The sequence below is a fragment of the Tabrizicola sp. genome (assembly GCF_030694085.1).
Taxonomy (GTDB): domain Bacteria; phylum Pseudomonadota; class Alphaproteobacteria; order Rhodobacterales; family Rhodobacteraceae; genus Tabrizicola.
In genome coordinates this window covers 156,318-180,365 of record NZ_JAUXZE010000082.1, presented here as the reverse complement: position 1 = coordinate 180,365, position 24,048 = coordinate 156,318, and the positions used below count along the sequence as shown (strand labels likewise).

General features: G+C 65.5%; 25 protein-coding genes. 16 read left to right on the top strand and 9 right to left on the bottom strand.

Going from position 1 to position 24,048, the window contains the following annotated elements; genetic code table 11:
- Positions 1 to 10 precede the first annotated feature (10 nt).
- A complete protein-coding gene (locus Q8M85_RS19505; protein WP_305547685.1) occupies positions 11 to 670 on the bottom strand; it encodes a Tim44/TimA family putative adaptor protein in 660 nt (219 codons plus the stop codon).
- Positions 671 to 770: 100 nt separating this feature from the next.
- Between Q8M85_RS19505 and Q8M85_RS19500 the strand changes: the two genes are divergently transcribed.
- From Q8M85_RS19500 to Q8M85_RS19485, 4 genes are all read left to right on the top strand, one after another.
- Positions 771 to 1,205 carry an FxsA family protein gene (locus tag Q8M85_RS19500; RefSeq protein ID WP_305547683.1) on the top strand — a complete coding sequence of 145 codons (435 nt, stop codon included), beginning with the start codon at positions 771 to 773 and terminating at the stop codon, positions 1,203 to 1,205.
- A gap of 96 nt (positions 1,206 to 1,301) precedes the next feature.
- Complete coding sequence (locus tag Q8M85_RS19495) at positions 1,302 to 2,513, top strand: glucose-1-phosphate adenylyltransferase family protein (protein ID WP_305547681.1); 1,212 nt, start codon at positions 1,302 to 1,304, stop codon at positions 2,511 to 2,513.
- Positions 2,514 to 2,527: 14 nt separating this feature from the next.
- Positions 2,528 to 4,552 carry a glycogen debranching protein GlgX gene (glgX, locus tag Q8M85_RS19490; RefSeq protein ID WP_305547679.1) on the top strand — a complete coding sequence of 675 codons (2,025 nt, stop codon included), beginning with the start codon at positions 2,528 to 2,530 and terminating at the stop codon, positions 4,550 to 4,552.
- A gap of 82 nt (positions 4,553 to 4,634) precedes the next feature.
- Positions 4,635 to 5,153: a pyridoxamine 5'-phosphate oxidase family protein gene (locus Q8M85_RS19485; protein ID WP_305547676.1), complete on the top strand. Its 519-nt coding sequence runs from the start codon at positions 4,635 to 4,637 to the stop codon at positions 5,151 to 5,153.
- Positions 5,154 to 5,157: 4 nt separating this feature from the next.
- Here the strand turns inward: Q8M85_RS19485 and Q8M85_RS19480 are convergent, their stop codons facing one another.
- Positions 5,158 to 7,008: an AI-2E family transporter gene (locus Q8M85_RS19480; protein ID WP_305547674.1), complete on the bottom strand. Its 1,851-nt coding sequence runs from the start codon at positions 7,006 to 7,008 to the stop codon at positions 5,158 to 5,160.
- A 139-nt stretch (positions 7,009 to 7,147) separates the two neighbouring features.
- On the opposite strand from Q8M85_RS19480, the gene Q8M85_RS19475 reads away from it, so the two are divergent.
- A complete protein-coding gene (locus tag Q8M85_RS19475) occupies positions 7,148 to 7,630 on the top strand; it encodes a hypothetical protein (RefSeq protein WP_305547672.1) in 483 nt (160 codons plus the stop codon).
- Between the two features lie 127 nt (positions 7,631 to 7,757).
- Here Q8M85_RS19475 and Q8M85_RS19470 read toward each other — a convergent pair whose 3' ends face one another.
- A complete protein-coding gene (locus Q8M85_RS19470) occupies positions 7,758 to 7,919 on the bottom strand; it encodes a DUF1328 domain-containing protein (protein WP_295072261.1) in 162 nt (53 codons plus the stop codon).
- A gap of 252 nt (positions 7,920 to 8,171) precedes the next feature.
- Here Q8M85_RS19470 and Q8M85_RS19465 point away from each other — a divergent pair, with 252 nt between their 5' ends.
- Genes Q8M85_RS19465 through Q8M85_RS19455 form a run of 3 tightly spaced genes read left to right on the top strand, consistent with a single transcriptional unit; the run spans position 8,172 to position 10,157 of the window.
- Positions 8,172 to 8,840, top strand: a complete 669-nt coding sequence (locus Q8M85_RS19465) for a hypothetical protein (RefSeq protein WP_305547667.1) — start codon at positions 8,172 to 8,174, stop codon at positions 8,838 to 8,840.
- Between the two features lie 41 nt (positions 8,841 to 8,881).
- The gene (locus Q8M85_RS19460; protein ID WP_305547665.1) at positions 8,882 to 9,259 is read left to right on the top strand and encodes a phage holin family protein; all 378 of its coding nucleotides are present in this window, start codon (positions 8,882 to 8,884) and stop codon (positions 9,257 to 9,259) included.
- The gene (locus tag Q8M85_RS19455; protein WP_305547663.1) at positions 9,252 to 10,157 is read left to right on the top strand and encodes a hypothetical protein; all 906 of its coding nucleotides are present in this window, start codon (positions 9,252 to 9,254) and stop codon (positions 10,155 to 10,157) included. Before Q8M85_RS19460 ends, Q8M85_RS19455 begins: the two co-directional genes overlap by 8 nt.
- Before the next feature lie 47 nt (positions 10,158 to 10,204).
- Here the strand turns inward: Q8M85_RS19455 and Q8M85_RS19450 are convergent, their stop codons facing one another.
- Genes Q8M85_RS19450 through Q8M85_RS19440 form a run of 3 tightly spaced genes read right to left on the bottom strand, consistent with a single transcriptional unit; the run spans position 10,205 to position 12,653 of the window.
- Positions 10,205 to 11,908: a sensor histidine kinase gene (locus Q8M85_RS19450; RefSeq protein ID WP_305547661.1), complete on the bottom strand. Its 1,704-nt coding sequence runs from the start codon at positions 11,906 to 11,908 to the stop codon at positions 10,205 to 10,207.
- A complete protein-coding gene (locus tag Q8M85_RS19445) occupies positions 11,905 to 12,483 on the bottom strand; it encodes an RNA polymerase sigma factor (protein WP_305547658.1) in 579 nt (192 codons plus the stop codon). The genes Q8M85_RS19450 and Q8M85_RS19445 overlap by 4 nt, the downstream gene beginning before the upstream one ends.
- The gene (locus Q8M85_RS19440) at positions 12,480 to 12,653 is read right to left on the bottom strand and encodes a NepR family anti-sigma factor (protein ID WP_305547656.1); all 174 of its coding nucleotides are present in this window, start codon (positions 12,651 to 12,653) and stop codon (positions 12,480 to 12,482) included. The genes Q8M85_RS19445 and Q8M85_RS19440 overlap by 4 nt, the downstream gene beginning before the upstream one ends.
- 154 nt (positions 12,654 to 12,807) lie before the next feature.
- Here Q8M85_RS19440 and Q8M85_RS19435 point away from each other — a divergent pair, with 154 nt between their 5' ends.
- From Q8M85_RS19435 to Q8M85_RS19425, 3 genes are all read left to right on the top strand, one after another.
- Positions 12,808 to 13,617 (top strand): response regulator, encoded by an 810-nt coding sequence (locus Q8M85_RS19435; RefSeq protein ID WP_305547654.1) that lies wholly within the window; start codon positions 12,808 to 12,810, stop codon positions 13,615 to 13,617.
- Positions 13,618 to 13,647: 30 nt separating this feature from the next.
- Positions 13,648 to 15,261, top strand: coding sequence for a phospholipase D family protein (locus tag Q8M85_RS19430; RefSeq protein ID WP_305547652.1), 1,614 nt, complete (start codon positions 13,648 to 13,650; stop codon positions 15,259 to 15,261).
- A 127-nt stretch (positions 15,262 to 15,388) separates the two neighbouring features.
- On the top strand, positions 15,389 to 16,354 hold the full coding sequence (locus Q8M85_RS19425) for a PRC-barrel domain-containing protein (protein ID WP_305547651.1): 966 nt from the start codon (positions 15,389 to 15,391) through the stop codon (positions 16,352 to 16,354).
- An 81-nt stretch (positions 16,355 to 16,435) separates the two neighbouring features.
- On the opposite strand, the gene Q8M85_RS19420 is transcribed toward Q8M85_RS19425, so the two are convergent.
- The gene (locus tag Q8M85_RS19420) at positions 16,436 to 18,076 is read right to left on the bottom strand and encodes a CHASE domain-containing protein (RefSeq protein ID WP_305547650.1); all 1,641 of its coding nucleotides are present in this window, start codon (positions 18,074 to 18,076) and stop codon (positions 16,436 to 16,438) included.
- 15 nt (positions 18,077 to 18,091) lie between these two features.
- On the bottom strand, positions 18,092 to 18,826 hold the full coding sequence (locus tag Q8M85_RS19415) for a Crp/Fnr family transcriptional regulator (RefSeq protein WP_305547648.1): 735 nt from the start codon (positions 18,824 to 18,826) through the stop codon (positions 18,092 to 18,094).
- A 95-nt stretch (positions 18,827 to 18,921) separates the two neighbouring features.
- On the opposite strand from Q8M85_RS19415, the gene Q8M85_RS19410 reads away from it, so the two are divergent.
- The 5 genes from Q8M85_RS19410 to Q8M85_RS19390 all read left to right on the top strand — a co-directional run bounded on the left by Q8M85_RS19410 (position 18,922) and on the right by Q8M85_RS19390 (position 23,280).
- Positions 18,922 to 19,272: a hypothetical protein gene (locus Q8M85_RS19410; RefSeq protein WP_305547646.1), complete on the top strand. Its 351-nt coding sequence runs from the start codon at positions 18,922 to 18,924 to the stop codon at positions 19,270 to 19,272.
- A gap of 146 nt (positions 19,273 to 19,418) precedes the next feature.
- Positions 19,419 to 20,297 carry a xanthine dehydrogenase family protein subunit M gene (locus Q8M85_RS19405; protein ID WP_305547643.1) on the top strand — a complete coding sequence of 293 codons (879 nt, stop codon included), beginning with the start codon at positions 19,419 to 19,421 and terminating at the stop codon, positions 20,295 to 20,297.
- Entirely contained in the window at positions 20,294 to 20,782 is a 489-nt protein-coding gene (locus Q8M85_RS19400) for a (2Fe-2S)-binding protein (protein WP_305547641.1), read from the top strand. The genes Q8M85_RS19405 and Q8M85_RS19400 overlap by 4 nt, the downstream gene beginning before the upstream one ends.
- On the top strand, positions 20,782 to 23,031 hold the full coding sequence (locus Q8M85_RS19395) for a xanthine dehydrogenase family protein molybdopterin-binding subunit (RefSeq protein WP_305547639.1): 2,250 nt from the start codon (positions 20,782 to 20,784) through the stop codon (positions 23,029 to 23,031). Before Q8M85_RS19400 ends, Q8M85_RS19395 begins: the two co-directional genes overlap by 1 nt.
- Positions 23,032 to 23,034: 3 nt before the next feature.
- Positions 23,035 to 23,280, top strand: coding sequence for a MoaD/ThiS family protein (locus tag Q8M85_RS19390; RefSeq protein ID WP_305547637.1), 246 nt, complete (start codon positions 23,035 to 23,037; stop codon positions 23,278 to 23,280).
- A 36-nt stretch (positions 23,281 to 23,316) separates the two neighbouring features.
- On the opposite strand, the gene Q8M85_RS19385 is transcribed toward Q8M85_RS19390, so the two are convergent.
- The gene (locus Q8M85_RS19385; RefSeq protein WP_305547635.1) at positions 23,317 to 24,036 is read right to left on the bottom strand and encodes a GntR family transcriptional regulator; all 720 of its coding nucleotides are present in this window, start codon (positions 24,034 to 24,036) and stop codon (positions 23,317 to 23,319) included.
- Positions 24,037 to 24,048 lie beyond the last annotated feature (12 nt).

Sequence of the window (24,048 nt, the reverse complement as noted above, 5' to 3'; positions counted from 1 at the left end):
CCTGGCCGGATCAATCGCCGGTCGCGACCAGTTGCCAGTTCGGGTCGTCGGACCCCATCTGGCGGGCGAAGGTCCAGATGTCGCGGGATTTCTTCACCTCACGCGGGGAGCCTTCGACGATCTCGCCGACCTTGTTGCGCACGACGTAGTTCTGTTCTCCGACGAAGCGCACGGTGATTTCACCGAAGCGGGTTTCCGGGGCGAAGGTGGCGTCGTGCAGCACAAGTTCCTTGATGCCAAGGAAGCTGGCCTCGACCGTCAGGCCCTGCGCTTCGCGTGCGGCGATGGCTTCGGCGAAACTCGCCTCGACATCGTCGGAAAGGAAGGGGCGGATGCGGTCAAGCTCGCCTTTTTCGAAGGCCATCAGGATCATCTCGTAGGCGCCGCGGGCGCCTTGCAGGAAGGGGCCGACGGTGAAGGATGGCTCGGCCTTCTTCATCTCGGCCAAAGCCTTGGCGGCGTCAGAGCCTTCGGCGACGTGGTCGATGATGTCGCGGTCGGGGCCGCCTTCGATCACCTCGAAGTCGCGGCGGACGCGGGGGCGAACGTCATCCAGCGGGATCGGCGGCTTTTCGAAGCCGTCGCGGGTGCCAAGGACGGAACGGAGCTTCAGGATGAGGAAGATCGCGATCCCGGCAAGGACCAGGAGTTGGATCAGGGATCCGTTCATGAGTAACCTCGGACTTTCCGTTTAAAACCTTTGGGCTCGCCCTTATGTAGGGTGGGGTCGCGGCGAAGTCTACCATGTGACCGAAGAACGCAGGCGGAGAATGAAGATGTGGGTCGTGCTGGGTGTATTGGCTCTGCCGCTGGTGGAGATCGCGCTGTTCGTGACGCTGGGGGCAGCGCTGGGGTTATGGCTGACGCTGGCCTGGGTGCTGCTGACCGGGGTCGCAGGGGTGCTGATGCTGAAGGGACTGGCGCTGTCGGGTGGGCAAAAGCTGCGCGAGGGGCTGCAGGAAGGGTTGCATGATCCGCTGTCGCCTCTTGCGCACAAGGCGCTGATGGGGGTGGCGGCGGTGCTCTTGATCCTGCCGGGGTTCTTCACCGATACGATGGGACTGATCCTGCTGTTGCCCCCGGTGCGCAACCTGATGATCCGACAGATGGGCCGCCGGATGCGGGGCGTGATGGTCGTCCGGCGCGGGGCAAATCGTGAAGACGACGTCTATGAGCACCAGCCCCAGGACGATCGGCTGAACTGAATTCAGCGCGCTAACCACCGGATTGTGAAGGGAACCGCGGCAGCTTCGGGACGTTGGTCTGGCACATCCAGAAACCAATGCCGAAGCGAGGTTGCCGTGTCCGTCACCCCCGAACTGAACCATACCGTCGCGATTGTTCTGGCTGGCGGTCAGGGCACAAGACTGTTCGAGCTGACCGGGCGCGACTGCAAGCCGGCGCTGCCCTTCGCCCGTTTTCATCGCATCGTGGACTTCACGATGGCCGCTCTGGCGCGGTCCGGCGTGGGTCGGGTGATGGTCGGAACGCAGTACCGGCCCGAGACGCTGACGGCGCATCTGCGCGAGGTCTGGGACCCGGTATGGCCAGAGGGCGGGCTTATGCTGCGCGACGGGGCTGCGGCAGGACCGGCGGGCTATCGCGGGACGGCAGATGTGCTGCGCGCCAATGCGGCCGAACTGGACGCGATGGGCGCGCGCGAGGTGCTGGTCGTGGCGGCGGACCATGTCTATTCGATGGACTACCGGGGCTTCATCGACGCCCACCGCGAGAGTGGCGCCAAGCTGACGCTGGCGGCTATGCCCGTCCCGCGTGAGGACGCCGGGCGGTTCGGCATCGTGACCGATGGTCCGGGCCACCGGATCGCGGGCTTTGCCGAGAAACCGGCCAAACCGACCGCGATCTACGGCGATCCGAAACAGTCGCTGGCATCGCTGGGGATCTACGTCATTGACTGGCCCTGGCTGCGCGAGATGCTGGCCGATCCGAAGGTGCTGGACTTCGGCGAGGACGTGATCCCGCTGGCGGTGCACAGCGGCGAGGCAGCGGTCTGGCGCTGGGATGGCTACTGGCGCGATGTGGGCACGCTGGACGGGTTGCGCGAAAGCTGGCTGGATTTCGAAGCTGGACCGCCGCCGTGCCGGAGGCCGCTGGTCCCCGGAATGAAGGTTCGGATGCAGGCGGCGACGCTGCCGCGGGATGCCTTCAACTCGAGCGTGAACATGGGCGGGCTGCGGCTGATGTCGCCGATGGTGGGCAGCGGCAATCCCGACCGCTGGACCGCGCTGGACCGGTCGGTCCTGATGCCGGGGGCGCGCGTCTCGCCCGGGGTGCGGTTGACCAACGTGATCGTCGCGCCGAACACGGTAATCCCACACGGGCTGCACATCGGCGACGACCCCGAGGAGGACGCGCGGTGGTTCCGGGTCTCGGGCGATACCACGCTGGTCAATTCGGCCATGTTGGCACGGCGCGGCGCGTTGCGGACGCCGGTCTTCTCGCTGTTTCATGGCGGGCCTACGCTGCACCGCAAAGTGCAGAGGGCGCAATGATCCACGAGAAACCCATGACCCCCGCTTTCGATGCAACCAAAGGCCGCCCCGACACGATCGGGGCGGTTTGTGATGCAGAGGGCACGAACTTCGCCTTGTTCTCCGAGAACGCGACGCGGGTCGAACTGTGTCTGTATGACAATGAAGGCAAGGTCGAGACAGCGCGGTTGGACTTGCCGGACATGCAAGGCGGGATCTGGTTCGGCTATCTGCCGGGCGTCGGTCCGGGACAGGTCTACGGCTACCGCGTCCACGGTCCCTGGGCACCCGAGGAAGGGCACCGGTTCAATCCGGCGAAGCTGCTTCTGGACCCCTATGCCCGCGAGTTGCGGGGCGAGCTGACCTGGGACCCAGCGGTTTTCGGGCATACCGGCGATGATCTGACGCGGGATGACCGCGACTCGGCCCCCTTCGTGCCAAAGGCCGTCGTGGTGGACCCCGATTTCGACTGGAACGCCGACGAGGCGCTGCGCCATCGCTGGGAAGAAACGCTGATCTGGGAAGCCCATCCCAGGGGCGCGACGATGCGGCATCCCGGTGTGCCGGAGGATGACCGGGGGTCGCTGTGCGGTCTGGCCTCGGACGCAATGATCGCGCATTTGCAGCGCGTCGGCGTGACGGCGGTGGAGCTTTTGCCGATGCACGGCTTCCTGCATGACCAGTTCCTGCTGGACAAGGGGCTGAAGAATTACTGGGGCTACAACACGTTATCCTTCTTTGCCCCGCACCGGGCCTATCTGAAGACGGGCCGGGCGGACGAGGTGAAAGAAGTCGTCCGCAAGCTGCACAAGGCGGGGATCGAGGTGATCCTGGACGTGGTCTACAACCACACGGCGGAAGGGTCCGAGCTGGGGCCGACCCTGTCGTTCCGGGGGATCGACAATGCCTCTTACTATCTGCTTGCCGAGAACAAGCGGCACTGTTTCGACACCACGGGCTGCGGCAACACGCTGAACGTGGCCCATCCGATGGTGCTGCGGATGGTGATCGACAGCCTTCGCTACTGGGTGCAGGTAATGCACGTCGACGGGTTCCGCTTCGACCTTGCGTCCACTCTGGGGCGCGAGGCCGAAGGGTTCGAGCGGGAGGGGTCGTTCTTCTCGGCGATCCGGCAGGACCCGGTGCTGAGCCAGGTCAAGTTGATCGCCGAGCCGTGGGACATCGGCGAGGGCGGCTATCAGGTCGGTGGCTTTCCGTTCCCGTTCCGCGAATGGAACGACAAGGCGCGCGACGACATGCGGGCCTTCTGGCGGCGCGATCCGGGGCTGAAGGGCGATCTTGCGCAACGTCTGTTGGGCTCTCCGATCCAGTTCGACCATTCGCAGCGACCGGCGACATCCTCGATCAACTTCCTGGCGGCGCATGACGGGTTCACGCTGCGCGATGTGGTCAGCTATGACGGCAAGCACAACGACGCCAACGGCGAGGACAATCGCGACGGCCACGACCACAACATCAGCCACAACCTTGGCGCCGAGGGGCCGTCGGATGATCCCGGTATACTGGAGGCGCGGCACCGGCGGTCGAAGGCGATGCTGGCGACGCTGCTCTTGTCTCAGGGCGTGCCGATGCTGCTGGCGGGTGACGAGTTCGGACAGACCCAGGGCGGAAACAACAACACCTATGCCCAGGACAGCGAGATTTCCTGGCTGCACTGGGACGCGGCGGATGGCCGGCTGGTGGCGGCGGTGGCGGCCCTTGTCGCCTTCCGGCGCGAGGTGGGGCTGGCGGATTCCCGCTTTGCCCGCGGTCCGGGCGAGGGTGAGGGACCCGAGATCACCTGGCATGGACCGGATGGCCCGCTGGCTGAGGACGGCTGGGGGCAAGAGGCACCGCTGGGATTGCGCTATCACCGGGCGGAAAGCGATCTTCTGATCGTGCTGAACCCGGGGGATGAGGCGGAGTTCCAGTTGCCCGAGGGGACTTGGCGGCGGCGGATCGACAGTTCGGGCGATCCGGTCGTGTGCGATACAATCGAAAGCGGCGGGATTTCGCTGGCCTGGCAATCGGTGTCGGTCTGGCAGGAGGCGGCGGGGTAGCGGCCGGAACCCGCAGCCGTGCCGGGGCGTTGGGGTCAGGACTTCCCCCTCAAGACTTCCCCCATTGCAACGGAGACGAAAGATGGCACTGGTCAGCGACCATGAGAACACCCAGAACCCGCCCGCAATCCAGCCGATCGAGGCGGAACGGGTCTGGGAGATGCTGAAGGCGATCGACATCACCATGCTGGTCACCCGCAGCGCCGACGGTCTGCGCGGGCGACCGATGTCGACGATCCCCACGCCAGAGAAGGGCGTGATCTACATCCTGACGGAAAGCGACAGTTCGGCGGCGCGGGATATCCGGGTCGATGGCTCGGTCTTTCTGGGCTACCAGGGGCGCGGCGATCATGTGGCGCTGGTCGGACAGGCCACGGTCGACCCGGACAAGGGTCTGGTCAAGGACCTGTGGAACCCCGGCGCGCAGGTGTTCTGGCCGCAAGGACCCGAGGCGCATGACGTGGTGACGTTGGTGATCGACCCCGGACACGCCGATGTATGGGACGGGCCCGGCATCTTGCGCGGCATTGCCGAGATCGTCGCCGGGGCGGTGAAGGGCAAATCACCGGACCTGGGCACGCGCGGCGAGGCCGAGCTGTAGGGCTTCAGGCCGCAGCGTCGGCGGACCTTTTGTCGAAGGCATGGGAGAACAGCTCTTCCATGCCCGAGACGGCAAAGTCGGCCGCGCCCTTGCCGGGTTTTGCGGGCTTGGTTTCCGATGGGTCCGGCCAAAGCGCGACCCCAAGCTTCACACCCGGCAGGCGGCGGCGGAGCAGGCGCATCTGCAGGTCCACCGCTGCCCCCCGGGTCGGGTCCAACGACACCACCACCACGGTCTCGGGCTTGAAGTCGGCCAGCATCCTGGCCACCGAAGCGCGCGGCGGCAGCGTCACCACTTCCGCCCCTTCGGCGGTGAGCGCCTGAGCCACCATCCGGGCAGCGGATTCGTCCAGCCGGGTCAGCGCGCCCATCACCAGGATCTTGCGGTCGATCCCGTCAAGAAGACCGTTGGTAACCAGAGTCATGTCCCCTTCGGTCTGAGGCTGCGGGCCTTCGGCGGCAAGGGCAAGCTCTTCCTCGACGACCGAATCCAGTTCGTCGGTCAGCGTCCAGGCGGCGCTGGCGATACGCTGGGTCTGGTAGTCCGACAGGAGGCCCGCCGAATGATCGGCCTGTGCCAGAGCCAGTGCCGGTATTGCGGTCTTGTCGTAGTAGTCCGCCAGAAAGTGTTTGGCGGTCGAAGTCGTAGCGGCCTCGGTGAATTCGATGATGCGGCCCGCGAGAAGGCGGTCGTAAAGCCGGGCCGAGTCGGCCAGGACGGGCTGGTCGCCGAACATGATCGGGAAAAGCCGCAGGCTGGGGACGTGGTGGCCGATCACGACCAGGCAGACGGTCAGCGGCGTGGCGATGATCAGCCCCATCGGCCCCCAAAGCCAGGTCCAGAACATCGCCGACACGATGACGGCCAGCGGGGAGACTCCGGTCCGGTGGCCGTAGAACCAGGGTTCGATGATGTTCGAGGTGACGAACTCGACCACCAGGAACAGCGCCCCGGTCCACAGGACCAGAGACCAGTCGGGCGAGACGGCGAAGGCCATCAGCAGCGGCAGAATCGCCGAGATTGCCGAGCCGATATAGGGCACAAAGCGCAGGACCAGGGTGACCAGACCGAAGAAGAGCGCATTTGGAACGCCAATCATCCAGAGGCCAAGCCAGATCGGTATGGCATAGATGACGTTCACCAGAAGCTGTGCGAGGAGATAGGTCGAGACGCGGCCCCCGGCCTCGGCCAAAAGGCGGGATGTGGCCAGGATGTTCGCGCCACCGATCAGCTGCACCAGTCGGTCGCGCAGGGTCGCGCGTTCCAGAAGCGCGAAGATGACCACGACGAAGATCAGGCCGAAGATCCCCACGGGCGCAAGCGCGGGAAGGATGATCTCGGTCAGCCATTCGCGGACACCCGGCTGTTCGACGACCTCGACCTTCATGGTCGGGTTCGAAGCCTCGGGGTCGGCGGAGATACGTTCGGAAATGCGCTCGACCATGCCTTGCAGGTGGGCGATGATCCGGCTGTCGGCACCCGCGTCGAGGATGGTGTCGACCTTGGTCAGAACATTGCCCTGGTACTGCGGCAGGTTCATGCCGATCTGGCTGATCTGGTAGGCCAGAACCAGGACAAAGGCGGCCACCATCGCCCCGGCGGCCAGCACGGTGACGATCACGGCGGGGGTGTCGCGCAGCCCCCAGTGGCGCAGGTAATTGACCACGGGCGTCAGGATGAAGGCGAACAGCATCCCAAGTGCCAGCGGCAGGAACAGGTCCTGCGCGACGTAAAGGATGGCGACGACGGCCGTGATGGTGGCGAGCGTGGTCAGCGAGACGATGGAGTGGCCAGTGCCGGACCAGAGATCTGCACGATCCTTCTGCGTCATTGCGACGTCATCGGTCTTTGACATTCTGTCCCCCGGCTGAACCGCAAGGAGAACGCCCCCAGACATCGGCGGTTCCCTTTCGGCTTGTCATGGCCGGGAACTTCGGGGGGAACTTCGCGGGCAGTTGGGCGTTTCGGCAGGGTAGAGTGCGAGGAGATCCCAGATGGCGTTACTGGAAACCGGGCGGAAGGTCATCCTGATCAATGACGCGGTGCTTGGCCTGCCACGTGAGACTTTGGCCCTGGACCAAGACGCAAGGGTCTTTGTCGCAGGTCGGTCGCTGGTGCAGATGACCCTGGCAGAGTTGGCAGTGCCGGACGCGCAGATGATCCTGACGGATTTCCGGCAGAGCGCCTCGCTGAGTGCGCTGAACAGCACGTTACAGGCGGCGGGCGGGCTGGACCGACTTGTCCTTGCCGCCAATGGCGATGAAAGCGAGACGGTGTTCTCGCTGATGTGCGCCGTGCTGACCTTCCGGCCCGCGTTGCGGCGTCGGCGCGGGCGTATCGATCTGATCCTGGAGGACGGTCGGGCGGTCGGGTCGCTGGTGGAGTTTCTGCAACGCATCGGTGGTACGCTTGACCTGGACGGCATCTCGACCGAGCTGCGTATCAGCGACGTGCGGGCGGTTCCTGCCGTCGCCTGACCGATCATCAACTCCTTACATTTCTCTGGCAAAGACCACGTCTGCCCAAGAAAAAAGGGCTGCGAGGACATCGCAGCCCAGTAAAGGGAAGGCGGCAGGGAAGGACCGCTTCCTCAGGGGACAGAGGTCACCGGGTCATCATTCCGCGGACCAGCGAGATGACAAACAGGATGATGAAGATGACGAACAGGATCTGGGCGATCCCGGCCGAGGTGCCAGCGATGCCACCAAAGCCAAGGACACCGGCGATGATCGCGATGATCAGGAAAGTCACGGCCCAACCAAGCATGGGTTTTCTCCTTTGATTACATAAAGCCCCGCAGGGCGCAGCGTCAGATTGCGGAAAGAACACCGCGCTGGCCGGATCGGTTCCCTTGTGCCGGCAAGATTTCGGGCAGGCCGACAAGATTTCGGGGGCGACCGCGCCCTGGGAACGCGCCCTGGGAACCGGATCGGCGTTTCGGGACTTGTATTCCCAGAGTGACGGCGCCGCGACGCGGGGCTGTGCGAAGCATCCCAAACGGATTTCAGGAGAAGTGCGATGAACGCGAGCGACAAGGACACCTCACACCGCGGCCAGATGCAGTCGGGTTCGATGGGCGAGATGGGGCGAAAGGTCCAGGACGCGGGCAAGACCGCGATGGATGCGGCCGAGACTGCGGCGGGAACCGTGAAGCATAACGTCGACCAGTTCGGCAAGTCGGTGCGAGACACGGCCTCGTCGATGAAGGACGCGGCGTCGGATGCAGCCGACGAAGGCCGGTCGCGCGTGGGCAACATCGTGGGCAAGGCCCAGGACATCGCTCAGGACACGAAGGAGGCCATTGTCAGCGGCGCCGGTTCGACCCTTTCGGCGGTGAAGGATGTCGCTGTCGAGAAGGCGGACATGGCCCGCGAAAGCCTGTCTGACGTTGGCGAGCGGCTTGCGGCAACGCTGGAGCGCGCCTCGGCTGACAGCGACAGCGATGCGCTGAAGTCGCGGGTGATGACCTCGGTCGCGCAGGGGCTGCATACGGCTTCGGATGCGCTGCGGCAGCGGTCGGTCTCGGATCTGACGGCGGACGTCAAGACGCTGGCCAAGCGTCATCCCGGGGCCTTCATGGCGGCGGCGGCCATCGCCGGTTTCGCGGCGGCACGCTTCATCCGGTCGTCCAGCAAGCGCCGGCTGGCCGAGCGTGACTCTGATTACGGCCAGGGACCGCGGGTCTGATGCGCGGAACCGAACCAGAGACAGAGGGAATTCGGACGCTCATGTCCGAGGTGATTGCCAGCCTCAGCCGTCTGGTCCGGGGCGAGCTGATGCTGGCGAAGGCCGAAGCGACCGAGGGCGTGAAACACGCCGTCGGCGGGTTGGTGAAGATTGTCGTCGCGGCGATCTTTGCCCTGGTAGGTCTGAATGTGCTGGCCGGTGGCGCCGTGGCGGCGCTGGCGGCGACGGGGCTTGGCCCGGCCTGGGCTGCGCTGATTGTCGGCGTGGCGCTGTGCCTGCTGGCGGTGATGCTGGTGCTGGCCGGACGGGCGGCGCTGCGGCTGCGCGGTATCTGGCCGGACCGGGCGCTGCGTGGCGTCCGGCGTGACGCGGAAGCAGTGCAGGCCGGCCTTAACGAGACGGGAGCACGACATGTCTGAACGAAACATGCATGAAATCGAACAGTCCCTGGAGCGAGACCGGCAGGCGCTGGCACAGGCGCTTGTGGCGCTGCGTCATCGTCTGGACCCGGCGACCCTGATTGCCGAAGGCAAGGCTGCTCTGATGTCGCAGGCGTCGCCGCTGGTGTCACGGGTTGACGGCGCGGTGCGCTCGCATCCGGTGGCGGCGGCGGCAGCCGGGGTGGCTCTGGCGGCCCTGATCTTCGGGCGAAAGGCGATGAGCGACCGGGGCGGGCCAATGGTGGTTCCGGTGACGGCCGGCACGCGTTTCGAGGCGCTGACGCGCTGGGAAGACGAAGGCGGGCCGCCGGCACCCGAACCGGTGGACCCGGAAGAGGACTGGCTGACCGAAGCGCGGGGATTGCGGCAGAACGCCAAGGAGATGCTGCGGCAGATTGACGACGCCGCGCGGCGCGGTCTGGCCCCGGCGGCGCAACTGGCGAAGCACCGGGCCGAGGTGATGTCGGCGCTGGCCGTCGAGACGCGCAACGCGCTGGGCAGGGGGCTGGAGTCCTTGACTGGTGCCGCGCGCGACCAGGCCCTGCAGACCCGCGAGCGGATCTATCTCGGTCGGATCGCGCTGGCAGAGAAGGGCCGTGAGCAGGTGGAACAGCATCCGCTGATGACGGGCGCTCTGGTGGCGGCAGCGGGGGCAGCACTGGCCTTCCTGTTTCCACAGACCGAGACCGAGGATCGGCTGATGGGTGAAGCGCGGGACCGGCTGATGGATGACGCCTTTACCGCCGCAAAGACCGAAGCGATGAAGGCCAGTGAACTGGCACAGACGCTGGGTTCGGCCTTGAAGAGCGACATCGAAAGCGCGGCCTCGGTCTTTACGCCGTCCGGGCATCCGCAGACGACGGTGCGGCACCACTGACCCATGACCTGCGCAGATTGGACCGGCCCCGTTGCGGGCCGGTTCTTTCATGTCCGCCGCAGCGGATTGCGCCGGGGAAACACAAGATCGACCGTCGCGCGGCCCTCGTCCAGCCGGATGCTGACCGTCCCGGAAAGCTGTGCGGCAAACTGTTTGAGCATCCGTTGTGGCAGCGAAACGAGGCCGTCCGTCAACTGCGGTCGAAGCTCGGCCACCTCGGGCCCTTCGACGCTAAGGTGTATGGTGCCGTCGCTTTCGCTGAGGGCGACCGAAACTTCGTCCTTGCCCAGTCCCCCGCGCGAGAAGTAGCAGCCGATCGCCTCGGCCAGGGCGAGGGCCAGGGGCACGGCGGCCTCGGCATCGATGCGGACGGGCTGCAGCCGCTTGGAGGCAACGCCCAGCGCCACACCGTGAATTTCCTTCAGACGCTTGATCACATTGGACAAAATCTCGTCGACCGAGACATCCCGCTGGCCCGAAAGCGTGTACAGGCTGGTGTGGGTGGACGACAACGCGATCACCCGGTTGATCAGCCCGTCCAGGACCGTGCGCAGCTTCTGGTCCGCTGCCTCACGCCGATACATTCGCATGATCGAGGCGATGATCTGCAGGCTGTTGCCGCTGCGGTGGTTGACCTCGCGGATCAGAACGTCCTTGTCGACGACAAGGTTCTGCAGCTCGGCTTCTTCCTGTTCGATCGTTCGGATCATCAGCTCGTAAGCAGCGTGAAGGCGCTGGATCTCGTCCGGGGCGCCGTCCATGTCGGGGATCTGCAGGCGCTGGCGCGACGAAACGTAGTCGGTCATCGACCGCGACAAGGCGCGGACGTGGCGGACGACCAGACGGTTGGAGGCGAAGGCGGCTGCGACCAGGGCGGCGACCCAGGTCAGCGCAGGCATCAGGTAGGGAACTGCCACGTTGGTCCAGAAACTGGCGCTGTCCGGCCGCCAGACCGAGACGAGGAACAGGTTCCGCGCCACCGAGACGACCGACAGGATATGCCGGGAACTTCCTTCGTCGACGAAAAAGGACGTATCGGACAATCCTGCAAGCTCGGTGACGGTATGGTTGCCCGGAATTGCTTCTTCGGGCGGCAGGTCCGGCTTGGAGGACACCAGGACCTTTCCGTCGCCGGTGAATGAGGCGAAGTAAACCGGGTTCCACATCGACACCGAATCGTCATAGGTCCCGGGGGACAGGGCGCTGTAGGCCAGCGAGATCACCACAAAACCCATAAAGCTTCCATCAGTGGCGAAGACCGGGTGTCTGACGCCAACCACCGCCTGCTGCGAGAGCTGCCCTTGCGCATCGTAGATCAGGCTGGGCAGGGGAAGCTCCAGCATCTTCTGAAACTCGGAATTGTCGGAAAGATCATAGACCTTGCCCGTCGATGCACAGGTCACGAGGCCGCTTTTCGGGACGTAGGCGACCACCGTGGCCTGGGCGATCTCGCGCTTGATCGAGGTGACCTGCTGAACGCAGGACGGGCCGCCCCCGGTTGGGCGACCAACCACGGATGCCAGCACGCGGGCCGAGACCTGCGCCTCCTTTATGACCTCGATCTGGTCACGCATCGCCTGCAAGGCAGCCCCGCCGACGCCTTTCAGCGTCGACGCATCCACCTGGTGCAGCGCGTCGCGGGTCTGGACGACCGACAGCACGCCAAGCGGCATCAGTGCAAGGATGATGGTCGAGCCAAGGCGCACGCCAAGGCTGCTGAACGAGAAAAGTGCTTTCAGGCGGCGGATCAAAATCCGGCTGCAGCCGTGCGCATCACGACTGCCTGGGTTGCGCCATCGGTGCCGGAAAACATGTCCTCTCCGTCTTTCAGATGCAGCAGTTCTGCCAGACGTTTGCGGGCGCGGCTAGCGCGGCTTTTCACTGTCCCGATGGCAACACCCATCATTTCGGACGCCTCTTCGCAGGAAAAGCCCGATGCGCCGACGAGGATCAGCACCTCGCGGTGTTCGGGGCTAAGTTTGTCGAAGGCCTTCTGGAATTCCCGCATCGCCATGTGACCGTCGTGGTCCGGCTTCACAGACAGGCTTGCGGCATGAACACCGTCGCTGTCCTGCACTTCGCGGCGAGTCTTGCGCAGCGACGAATAGAAGGTGTTGCGCAGGATGGTGAACAGCCAGGCGTCCAGGTTGGTCGCGGGGTCGAATTTCTCGATGTTGGACCAGGCCTTCAGGATGGTGTCCTGCACCAGGTCGTCGGCCATCGTCGCGTCACGCGCCAGGCTGATCGCGAAAGCGCGCAGCTTCGGGATGGCGCCGGCAAGCCGATCGCGGGGATCGGCATGAGGAACAGGAAAACCTGCGGTCATTCCGGTCCGCCCTTGCCGGCGGCCTTGCTCTTGAGCTGGTCGAGCAGGTCGCGAAACCTGTCCGGCAACTCTTCGTTCAGCGTGGCCGCATAGACCCTTTTCAGATTCTCGTCGATCTGCGCGCGGATTGCCTGCCGGTTTGACACATCCTCTTCCTTATCCTTCTTCATGACATTCCATTCCCAATACCTGCGTCACCAACGCGTCCTACCATGTCCGGTTCCGGTCCATCATGATGCCGGAGAAAATTCTCTCAGTGACGGGAACTGAACGTGGGTTTGCGCGTTTGGTTCCCGACGAATTATGCATCAGGGAGAAAATTTGATGTTCGCACAGGAAGCGGTCGATCATTCCGCAACGGTGGCCCGGCACCTTCCCTATCTGCGCCGCTATGCGCGGGCTTTGACGGGAAGCCAGTCCAGCGGGGACAAGTATGCCATCGCTGTCCTGGAATCGATCATCGCCGATCCTACCCTGCTGGGCGCGCATCCTGACCCGAAGGTCTCGATGTTTTCGGTCTTCCATTCGATCTGGTCCACTGCAGGTGCGCCTGTCACCGATGCCGATGACCATCTGTCCAGCGCGGCGCAGGCACATATGGCGGGGTTGACCCTGAACTCACGCGAGGCGCTGCTTTTGAACACGGTCGAAGGGTTCGACCACGACCAGGTCGCGGCGATCATGGGCAGTGACGCCTCGGAGGCGCGGCACCTGATCGACGTGGCCGTGCAGGAGATGGAGCGGTCGGTCCGCGGCTCGGTCCTGGTGATCGAGGACGAGGCGATCATCGCGATGGACATCGTGGCGATCGTCGAGGGAATGGGCCACCGGGTCACCTCGAACGCGCGGACGCACAGCGAGGCGGTCGAGATGGCCGCAGCCGAGAAGCCCGATCTGATTCTTGCCGACATCCAGCTTGCGGACAATTCCTCGGGCGTCGAGGCGGTCAACGAGATCCTGGCGCAGTTCGGCAATATCCCGGTGATCTTCATCACCGCCTTCCCCGAGCGTCTGCTGACCGGCGAACGGCCCGAACCGGCGTTCCTGATCAACAAGCCCTACACGGAAGAGCAGGTGCGGTCCGCTGTCAGCCAGGCGATGTTCTTTTCGTCGACCGCGACCTTGCGGGCATAGGCACACGGGAACCGGGGCGGCGGGGCGGGGTTGATCCCGGTCGCAACCTTGGAAGCCGTCGTGCCGCAGGCCGCCATCCTCCGCCATCCAGCAACCCTGCCGCCGGTCGAGATCTTCGTCACGGCGGCCGAGGCCTATCCGGCACTGGAGCGCGCCTTCCTGTCGGCCAAGCACGAGATCGTGGCGGGGTTCCGGGTCTTCGACCTGAAGACCAGGCTAAGGTCCCCCGAGGCGCAGGCCATCGGGACGACCTGGTTCGATCTGATGATCCACACGCTGCGACGCGGGGTCGAGGTGCGGATCGTGCTGTCGGACTTCGATCCGGTGGCGCGGCCCCGGTTGCACCGGGCAACCTGGCGCACCGTAAGAATGTTCTGGGCTGCGGCGGAAATGGCCGGGCCGGGGGCAAGGCTGGTCGTCGTGCCCTCGATGCATTCGGCGGTGGCAGGCATCTGGCCGCGCCTGCTGTTCTGGCCCGTAGTGAAGACGCGGCTGGGTCGGGTGGCGGGGTGGCTGCGGCGGCAGGTCACGTCACACCGGCTGACCGCGCTGCGCGAGATGCCGGGGGTCGGGCGGATGCTGGTGGCCAAGGATGCGATGCCAAGGCCCCGGCTGTTCCAGGTGCCGCCGCTGTATCCCGCGACCCATCACCAGAAACTCGCAGTTTTCGACGGGCGGCGCCTTTACATCGGCGGGCTGGATCTGGACGAACGCTTCTACGACACGCCCGAGCACCGGCAACCGGGCCACGACACCTGGCATGACGTGCAGCTGATGCTGGAAGGTCCCGTTGCGGACGACGCGCGTCAGCACCTGCTAGGGTTCCTTGACGTCATCGCGGGCAAGGTTTCGCAAGGCCAGCCTGCGCCGGACCGCACCGGGCTGCGGTTTGTCCGCACCCTGTCACGGCGGCGCGGACGGGGGGCCTGGCGCTTTCTCTCTCCCGAACCGGCGGTGGCGGAAATCGACGCAGCGCACCGCGAGGCAATCAGCCGGGCCAAGCGGCTGATCTATGTCGAGACGCAATATTTCCGGGATCGGCGGCTGGCGCGGCGTCTGGCCGAGGCGGCGCGGCAAAATCCTGATCTGCGGATGATCCTGATCCTGCCTGCTGCACCGGACGACGTGGCGTTCGAAGGCTCCACCGGCCTTGACGCAAGGCTGGGCGAGTTCCTGCAGGCCAAGTGCCTGCGCATCCTGCGCCGGGGCTTCGGGCGGCGGCTGTTCGTGGGCGGGGCGGCGCAACCGCGCCGGACGCGGGCGAAGGGTCGGGCGCAGCTGCGGGGCGCGCCGCTGGTCTACATCCATGCCAAGGTCAGCATTTTCGACGATGCGCAAGCCATCGTGTCGTCAGCCAATCTGAACGGGCGTTCGCTGCGCTGGGACACCGAGGCAGGCGTGGTGCTGACACGTCCGGCCGAAGTCGCGCGACTGCGGCAGCGGCTGATGGCGCATTGGTTGCCGAGCGGCGCTGCCGCCGATTTTTTCGCTCCCGAGCGGGCGATTCCCGCCTGGTGGGGCCTGGCGGCGCGCAACGCAAAACTGCCGCCAGACCTGCGGCGCGGGTTTCTGCTGCCCTACGACCTTAAGTCGGCCGAGGATTTTGGCCGCGCCTTTCCCCTGGTCCCGGACGAGATGGTCTGATGCGCGGGTTTTTGCCAAGCCCGTGATCATTGGGCAACTTGGGTCGGAACTCATCCCGGATCAGCGACGTTGGGGGGACACAAGCGGCCTGGAGCCGCATCAACGATCGCAATCCAAGGAGATTCACGTGAAAGCTCTGCTACTTACAACCGCTCTGGCGGCAGGCTTCGCATTGCCTGCGATGGCCCAAGACGCCGCCTCTCCGTTCCAGACCGAAGCTGCCGGTCCGTCGCTGGCCGCGTCGGAAGTCATCGGCGCGCGCGTCTATGCCAGCGAAGGCGCCCTTGACGCCGACGCCTATGCGGGCGTGCAGGACGGCTGGGAAGACATCGGCGAAGTGAACGACATCATCCTGGGCCGTGACGGCACCGTCGACGCCGTCCTGGTCGATATCGGAGGCTTCCTGGGCATGGGCGAACGGCAGGTTGCCGTCGACATGGCCGCACTGAAGGTCGTGCAGGACGACGCGACGGATGCCGACGACTGGTTCCTGGTGCTGCAATCCGACCGCGCGACGCTGGAAGGCGCGCCGGAATACATGATCCCGGGCATGGCAACGGACGTCGATGCCAATGCTGACGTCAATGCGGATGCAACTGCGACCGACACGACGCAGCAGGGCACCGCGACCGACGAGGCGGTGGCCGAGTCGACCACGGCCGAAGGCACTGAGGGCGTCGGGAACGCTACCGACACCGAAATGCCGGCGGATGGCGCGGTGGCCGAAGGAACCGAGACCGAAGCTGTATCCGAAACCGCCCCGACCGTGGCTTCGGACGGCACGATGACTTTGCCCGAGGGGTATACCGCAGTCGAGCGTGACACCCTGACGGCCGAGCTTCTGACCGGCGCCGATGTCCGCGGTTCGGACGACGCCTCGATCGCCGAAGTCTCGGACCTTGTCCTGACGGGCGAGGGCCAGGTGACCGACGTGATCCTGGATGTCGGCGGGTTCCTTGGCATCGGTGCGCGGTCGGTGGCCATCCCGATGGACCGACTGACCGTGGCGCAGACCGAAGGTGGCGCTGTCCGGCTCTGGGTCAACATGACCAAGGAAGAGCTGGAGGCCCTGCCCGAGTACAAGGTGCAGTAAGCAACGGTCGACCGCTGTAACCGAGCCCTTTCGCAGCGGAAGGCCCGGCCCGTGCCCACCCTGGTGGGTGCGGGCCTCTTTTTATGTGCTGGTTCGGTTCAGCGCGGGGTCCAGGGGGAAGGAAATGCGGATCTGCAGCCCTTCGGGTCCGTAGTCGCGGGTCAGGCTGCCTTGCAGTTCGCCTTTCAGGCTGGCCTCGATCAGGCGGGACCCGAAGCCGGAGCCGGTCTCTGGCGGCGCTGAAAGCCCGCTGATCCGTTCGGTCCAGTGCAGCTGGATCCGGGGCGAACCACCGGCTTCGGTCTGGACCGACCAGCGGATCTCCAGCCCCTGCCCGCCCACCGAAAGCCCGCCGTACTTCATCGCGTTCGTGACCAGTTCGTGCACGACCAGGGCAAAGGCATGGGCCTGGCGTTCATCCAGGCGGACAGGGGGACCGTCGATCAGGTGCTGAACCTCGGTCGCGTCCAGGCTTTGCTGCAGTTCCTTCACCAGGACGGCCCGGACGTCGGCCTGGGCCACGGCGCTGCCCGCCAGAATCTCCTGTACCGCAGACATCGCTTGCAGACGTGCGTCGAAGGCAGTGGTGAAGGCCTTGACGTCCGTCGCCCCCCGGGCGCTTTGCCGCGAGATCGACTGGATGCGGGCGATGTGGTTCTTGATCCGATGCTTCATCTCTTGCAGCAGAAGCTCACGGTATTCGGCCTCGCGCGCGGCGGCGGCGGCGACGGCCCGGGCTTGCAGCGCCTCTTTCTGCCGGGCGACGACCGCATAGGCGGCCGCGGCGGCAAAGAGGAAGCTGGTCAGCCCCAGCAGAACGCTGCTGAGGTGCCGAACCTGCCCGATGTTCGCCTTGTCGGACCAGACGTCAAAGCGCCATTGCCGACCCAGGATATCCAGACTGCGGTTGTGGTGGAGCGGTCGGGCCGCTGCGTCCGAGCTGTCATCGAACAACGGGGTGCCAGGGGCTTCGACATCGACAATGCGCAGAGCGACGGGCAGCGGTGCACCCACCGACAGCGCCGCGCGGATCAGGTCGCCACCGCGGAACGGAGCGTAGACGAAGCCCTCGACCGGCCGGGACTGGCTGCCTGCGGGCTGCGCGGTGCTTTGGAAGGGCAAATAGACAAGGAAGCCGGTCTGCTTGTCGCTGGTGATCTCTTGCACCAGCTGCACCGGGGCGGTCATCCGGGCCTCGCCGGTCAAGATCGCCAGGTTCATCGCCAGTCGCCGGACGGGCTCGGAGAACATGTCATAGCCCAGGGCGGCGCTGTTGCGGGGATTCTGGGGTTCCAGCAGCACGATCGGCGTGCGCCAGGACTGGTCCGTCTGCGGGTGGACGTCGATGTCCAGACCGTAGTGGGTGCGAACCTCGTCTTCCGCCAGAGCAGTGTCGGTGGTGGCGATCATCCGGGCAAAGCCGATGCCCTGGACCCCCGACAACTCGGTCACGATGTCGACCGAGGAGAGGAAGCGCAGGAATTCATCGCGAACGATTCCGCCGCGGGTGGCAGACAGAAGCCCGCGGGCGGCGCGCAGGACCACGACATGCTGCTGCAGCCGGGACACCACCCGGTCGATAGCAAGGTCGGCGACGCGCACGAACTCGGCCTCGATCCGGCGTTCGGCGCCAGTGTAGACCGCAACGGTCACCGCCAGGCCGGGAAGGAAGGCCAGGAGGAAGACCAGCTTCGGAAGCTGTGCGGCAAGAAACTGCCTCACCGCAGGGTGTTTCCGTCAAAGGATCGGCCGCACATCTTCCTTCTCCATGTCCATGAGTGCCAGCCTGGAAAGGCGGGGATGATCCAGCATTTCCAGGCGTCGGCCCGCAATGCGCGCCAGCCCGTCGTTACGCAGCGCGACGATCACCCGGTTGGTATGAACGACCGACAGGCCCAGCGCGTCAGACAGGTCCTGCTGCCGGAAGGGAAACGGCACCGAGCCGCCATCGTTCATACCGATTGCGACAAGTCGACGCCAGATGCGGACCAGCGCCCAGGCGATACGTTGCGTTGCGTCACGCTGGCCCAGGGTGGCCACCGTCTCGCCCAGGAAATGCTCTTCCATTGCGGCGATCCAGGTCAGGTCATAGGCGCGCGCAGGCTGGTTGCGGAACAGCTTCCAGACCCTTTCGCGGGGGAAGGTGCAAAGCAGGGTGTCCGTCACGGCGGTGACACTGTGCTGCGCTTCGCCCATGATCCCCGACTGCAATCCGATCAGGTCACCGGGGAAGACAAAGCTGATGACCTGGCGCTGCCCGCTTTCCAGCATGACCGACCGGACGGCCATGCCAGACAGCACGGTGTACAGCGACGAGGACTTCTGGCCCTGCAAGATGATGTCGCCTCCGGCTGGAATGAACCGCTCTCCGGCCTTGAAGCGGCGCTGGAAGGCAAGTTCGCTTTCGGTCATCGGGACGAACAGCGGTCGGCTTCGCAGCGGGCAGTCCAGGCAATCCGTGACTTTGGTCATCGGTTTCAACCCTTGGTTCATCACAGGTTAATGCGGCTGCTGGGATATACCTTCAAGGTGAGGCGGCGGAACGTCAATGATCCAAGGGCAAATCAGTGAAAAATCGGTACTTCGTCATCGACCCCGACCAGATCGTCGCGGACGATCTTGCCCATGCGATCCGGGTGAATGACCCTGCTGCAGAGGTCATTGTGTTCCCCACTCCCGAGGCGGCTTTGGGCGAGCTGGCCATCAGGCCCCCGCGAGCCGTGCTGATCCACCATGAACCGAAGGGGTTCCAGCGGACTCCGGCTGGCAGGGCGCTGCAAAGCCTGGAGGTGCCTTATGCCTTCCGCGGCATGGTCAGCGAGGCCGAGGCCGAAGGCGCACATGTCCTTGCCTCGCCCTTCAACGAAAATACCGTGGCCGATCTGCTGCGGCAGTTGCTCGGCGACAGCCAGGGCTAGGGCCGGGAGATGTCGCTTGTGATGGGCGTGAGGTCGGCCACGGACTGAAGGCGTCGCAGAGGGGCATTGCGGTGTGCCTCTTGGTGCAGCAAAGTCGGGTTCAATCGGCGACGACGGAACGCCTGCCAGAAGGTCAGGGAGACGACATGCGATACCATACACCTACCAGCTTTGCGGATGCGGCGGCCATTGCGGCCGGGGCGACCGGGACCCTGCGCTTTCTGGCCGGGGGGACTGATGTCCTGGTGCAGATGCGCGCCGGGATGGTGCAGCCGGATGATCTGATTGATCTCAAGCACATTCCGGGCGTCGACCAGGTTGTGCAGACGCCCGACGGTGGCTGGAAGATCGGGATCGCGGTGCCGGGGATCGTGCTGGGCGGTCATGAAGGTCTGGTACGCGACTGGCCCGGTGTGGTCGAGGGGATGAGCCTTGTCGGCTCGACCCAGGTGCAGGGCCGGGCGACTTTGGCCGGCAACCTGTGCAATGGCTCTCCCGCCGCCGATTCGGTGCCTGGGCTGATTGCCGCTGGTGCGATGGTCACGGTGACGGGGCCGAAGGGGTCGCGCGACATTCCGGTTGAGGCGGTTCCGGCGGGGCCGGGGAAGACGACGCTGGCGAAGGGCGAGGTGGTGTCGTCGATCACGCTGCCGCCACGGGGCAAGAACGGCGGCGACTGCTACCTGCGCTTCATTCCACGGACCGAGATGGATATCGCCGTGGTCGGCTGCGCCGTGAGCCTGCGTCTGGATGGCGACAAGATCGTCGAGGCGCGGGTGGCACTGGGCGCGGTGGCGCCGACAGTGATCCTATCGGAAGCGGCAGCGCAGGCGATCATCGGCACGACCCTGGACGACGCGGCGACGGCTGCGCTGGCCAAGGCGGCGGAGGGCGCGGCGAAACCGATCTCGGACAAGCGCGGGACCAAGGAGTTCCGCATCGACGTGGCAGGCGTGTTGGCCCGCCGGGCGGCACAGATCGCCTATGACCGGGCGAAAGGCCCATCGAAAGGGTCCCAAGCATGAGCAAGATTCACGTCACCACCACCGTCAACGGCGACCCGGTCGAGTTTCTGGCCGACCCGCGTGAGACGCTGCTGGATGCGCTGCGAAACCAGCTGGACCTGACCGGCACCAAGGAAGGCTGCGGCACTGGCGACTGCGGGGCCTGTTCGGTCACGGTGGACGGGACCTTGGTCTGTTCCTGCCTGATGCTGGCGGCGGAGGCCAACGGCAAGCGGGTGGAAACCATCGAGGGCATGGCGAAGGAAGAGCTGCACCCCTTGCAGCGCAAGTTCATCGAACATGCGGCGCTTCAGTGCGGCTATTGCACCCCCGGTATCCTTGTGGCCGCGAAGGCTTTGCTGGAGCGGAACCCGGACCCGACGGATACCGAGGTGCGCTACTGGCTGGCGGGCAACCTGTGCCGCTGCACGGGGTACGACAAGATCATCCGAGCCGTACAGGACGCGGCTGCGGAAATGCGTCAGGACCATCGGGGGGCTGCGTGATGGCACGGGATGATGTGAAGACCGGATACAAGCTGATCGGCACCCGCCCCAACCGCCCGGACGGGCTGGACAAGGTGACGGGCCGCGCGCGGTATGGCGCGGATTTCTCGTTGCCGGGGATGCTGCATGCCGCCGTGGTGCGGTCGCCCCACGCCCATGCGCGGATCGTGAAGATCGACGCCTCGAAAGCCTTGGCGCTGGATGGCGTGAAGGCCGTGGTGACTCGGGCGGACCTGCCGACCGGACTGACGGGCGAAGACTTGAACCTGCAAGACAACACTCTGGCAGGAGACAGGGCTCTCTATGACGGGCATGCGGTGGCGGCGGTCGCAGCGACCTCGGCCCTTCTGGCGCAGGACGCGGCGCGGCTGATTGAAGTGACCTACGAGGTCCTGCCGCATGTGACCGACGTCGATGCGGCGATGGCTCCGGGCGCTCCGGTGATCCGCGAAGGCGTGGCGGACTATTCCGTGCCGGAAGGCATGCACGGCAACGTCGCCCGCTATATGGAATTCGGGCATGGTGACGTCGAGGCGGGCTTTGCCGCTGCCGACATCGTGCGCGAGCATACGTACAAGACCGAGGCGACCCATCAGGGCTATATCGAACCGCACGCCTGCGTCGGCCAGATGGGCGAGGACGGGCGCGGCGAGATGTGGGTCTGCACGCAAGGGCACTGGTACATCCGCCGGATGAGCGCGGCTGTCCTCGGGATCGACGCGGCGAACCTGCGCGTCACCCCGTCCGAGATTGGTGGCGGTTTCGGCGGCAAGACCACGATCTTCATGGAACCCTTGTCGCTGGCTCTTTCCAGGAAGGCGGGCGGGCGTCCGGTCAAGCTGGTGATGAGCCGGTCCGAAGTGCTGCGAGCGACGGGACCGACAGCCAGTGCCTCGATGGACGTCAAGCTGGGCATGAAGAAGGACGGCACGATCACCGCTGGTCAGGTCTACTTCCGCATGCAGGGCGGGGCGTTCCCGGGGATGTCGCCCATCGGTGAGGCGCTGCCTTGCGCGTTCGCCTGCTACGACATTGCCGCGCTGAAGCATGAGGCGGTGGAGGTTATCGCCAACCGCCCGAAGGCTGCCGCCTATCGCGCGCCGGGGTCGCCGATGGCGGCTTTCGCGGTGGAAAGCCTGGTCGACGAGATGTGCCGCGAGTTGAAGCTGGACCCGATCGAGGTGCGGCTGAAGAACGGTGCGACCAACGGGTCGAAGTCGTCATACGGCCCGGTCTACAACGTGATCGGCCTGAAAGAGACGCTTGAGGCAGCAAAGGACCACCCCAACTACGCCATCCCGCTTGGCCCCAATCAGGGCCGGGGCGTCGCCTCGGGCTTCTGGTTCAACCACGGCGGCGAGACCTCGGTTTCGCTGGCGGTGGGTGAGGACGGGACGGCCACGGTGATGATCGGCACGCCGGACATCGGCGGCAGCCGCGCCTCCATCGGGTTGATGGTCGCAGAGACGCTGGGGATTCCCTATGAAGACGTCCGGGTCAACGTGGTGGAAACCGGCGCGCTTGGGGTGAACGAACCGACCCACGGCAGCCGCGCAACCTTTGCCAGCGGCAAGGCGGCGGTCGAGGCCGCGCGGCAGGCGATTGCCGAGATGTGCCGCCGGGCTGCGGCGGACTGGGGCATCGACGCCGAAGCGGTGGAATGGAAGGACGGGGCAGCACACCCGGCCGGGCCGAACGCGGGCAAGCACCCGCCGATGACCATTGGCGAGATCGGATCGAAGATGGGCTCGACCGGCGGGCCGATTTCAGGCCACCACGAGGTGACGGCGGAAGGTGTGGGCGCAAGCTTTGGCACCCATGTCGTCGACGTCGAGGTTGATCCTGAAACCGGCAGAACCACGGTGCTGCGCTATCTGGTGGTGCAGGACGCAGGCACGGCAATCCATCCGGCCTATGTCGAAGGCCAGTATCAGGGCGGGGCCGCGCAGGGCATCGGCTGGGCACTGAACGAGGAATATGTCTACGGCGCCGATGGGCGGCTGCAGAACCCGGTGTTCCTGGACTACCGCATCCCGGTCGCCAGCGACCTGCCGATGATCGACACGGTGATCATCGAGGTCCCGAACCCCGGCCACCCCTACGGCGTCCGCGGCGTGGGTGAGACGGGGATCACCCCGCCCCTGCCCGCCGTCGCTTCGGCCATCGCGGGGGCCACGGGTGCGCGCATCCGCAGCCTGCCCTGCTCTCCGCCGAAGGTGCTGGCGGCGATCAAGGCGGCGAAGGGCTAACTCATGGCGAGGGTCCATCTATGGGCCAGCTTGCGGCGGTTCGCCGAGGGCCAGGAGGTGGTGGAGGTCGACGCCACGACCGTAGGGCAGATGCTGGATGCGCTGGAAAAGGCGCATCCGAGTCTGGGACCGGCTATCAAGGCGGGGCTTTCCGTGGCGGTCGATGGCGAGGTGATCGCCAACAACCGCGCCGCTCCGGTCGGGCCGCAGAGTGAGGTCTTTCTGTTGCAGCGGTTGAAGGGGGGTTAGCGACCCCGCCCCGGATCAGGCCGGGGCCGGCTCACCTTACGCTGCCGGACCCAACGAGACGAAGGGCGCGTCTTTCAGATAGTTCTGCGTCATGTAGCTGATGAAGTTGTCGCGGAACTGCCGGGTATGGGCATGGGCAAGCGCATCGGCCCGCACCACGTCGCGGTCACGGATTGCCGCAAGCATCTCGTCATGCTCATCGGTCAGAAGGACCTCGCCGTCGCCCTGTTCCAGATAGGCGAAGTGCAGGTGAAGCATCCGGCGGCCCTGGTTCAGCAGGCGTTCGTAAAAGGCCGCCAGGTAGGGATTCCGGCCCGCATGGGCGATGGCCATGTGGAAGTTCTTGTTGGCCTCGGACATCGCCAGGTGTTCGCCCTTGTGGACGGACGCCACGAATTCCTTCTGGCGGCGGGCAATGGCCTTGAGATCAATCTCAGTCCGCAACTCGGCCGCAAGTCGGGTGTTCATCCTTTGCGCGACATCCAGCGCCTCGACATATTTCGGGAAGCTTTGCAGGTCGATGGGTGCCACCACGGTAGATCGGTTCGACAGCGTCACCACCAGATCATCGCCCGCCAGCCGGATCAGCGCCTCGCGCACGGGGGAGCGGGACATGCCGAAACGTTCCGCCAGCGAAGTTTCGTCCAGCACCGCGCCGGGTTCCAGGTCCAAGGCCAGGATCTCATCCCGCAGGGTCTCGTAGGCGAACTTTACGCCGGTGCCTTTGAGCCGTTTCGGTTCCGTCTCGTCGCGCATGGCGGGCCCCCT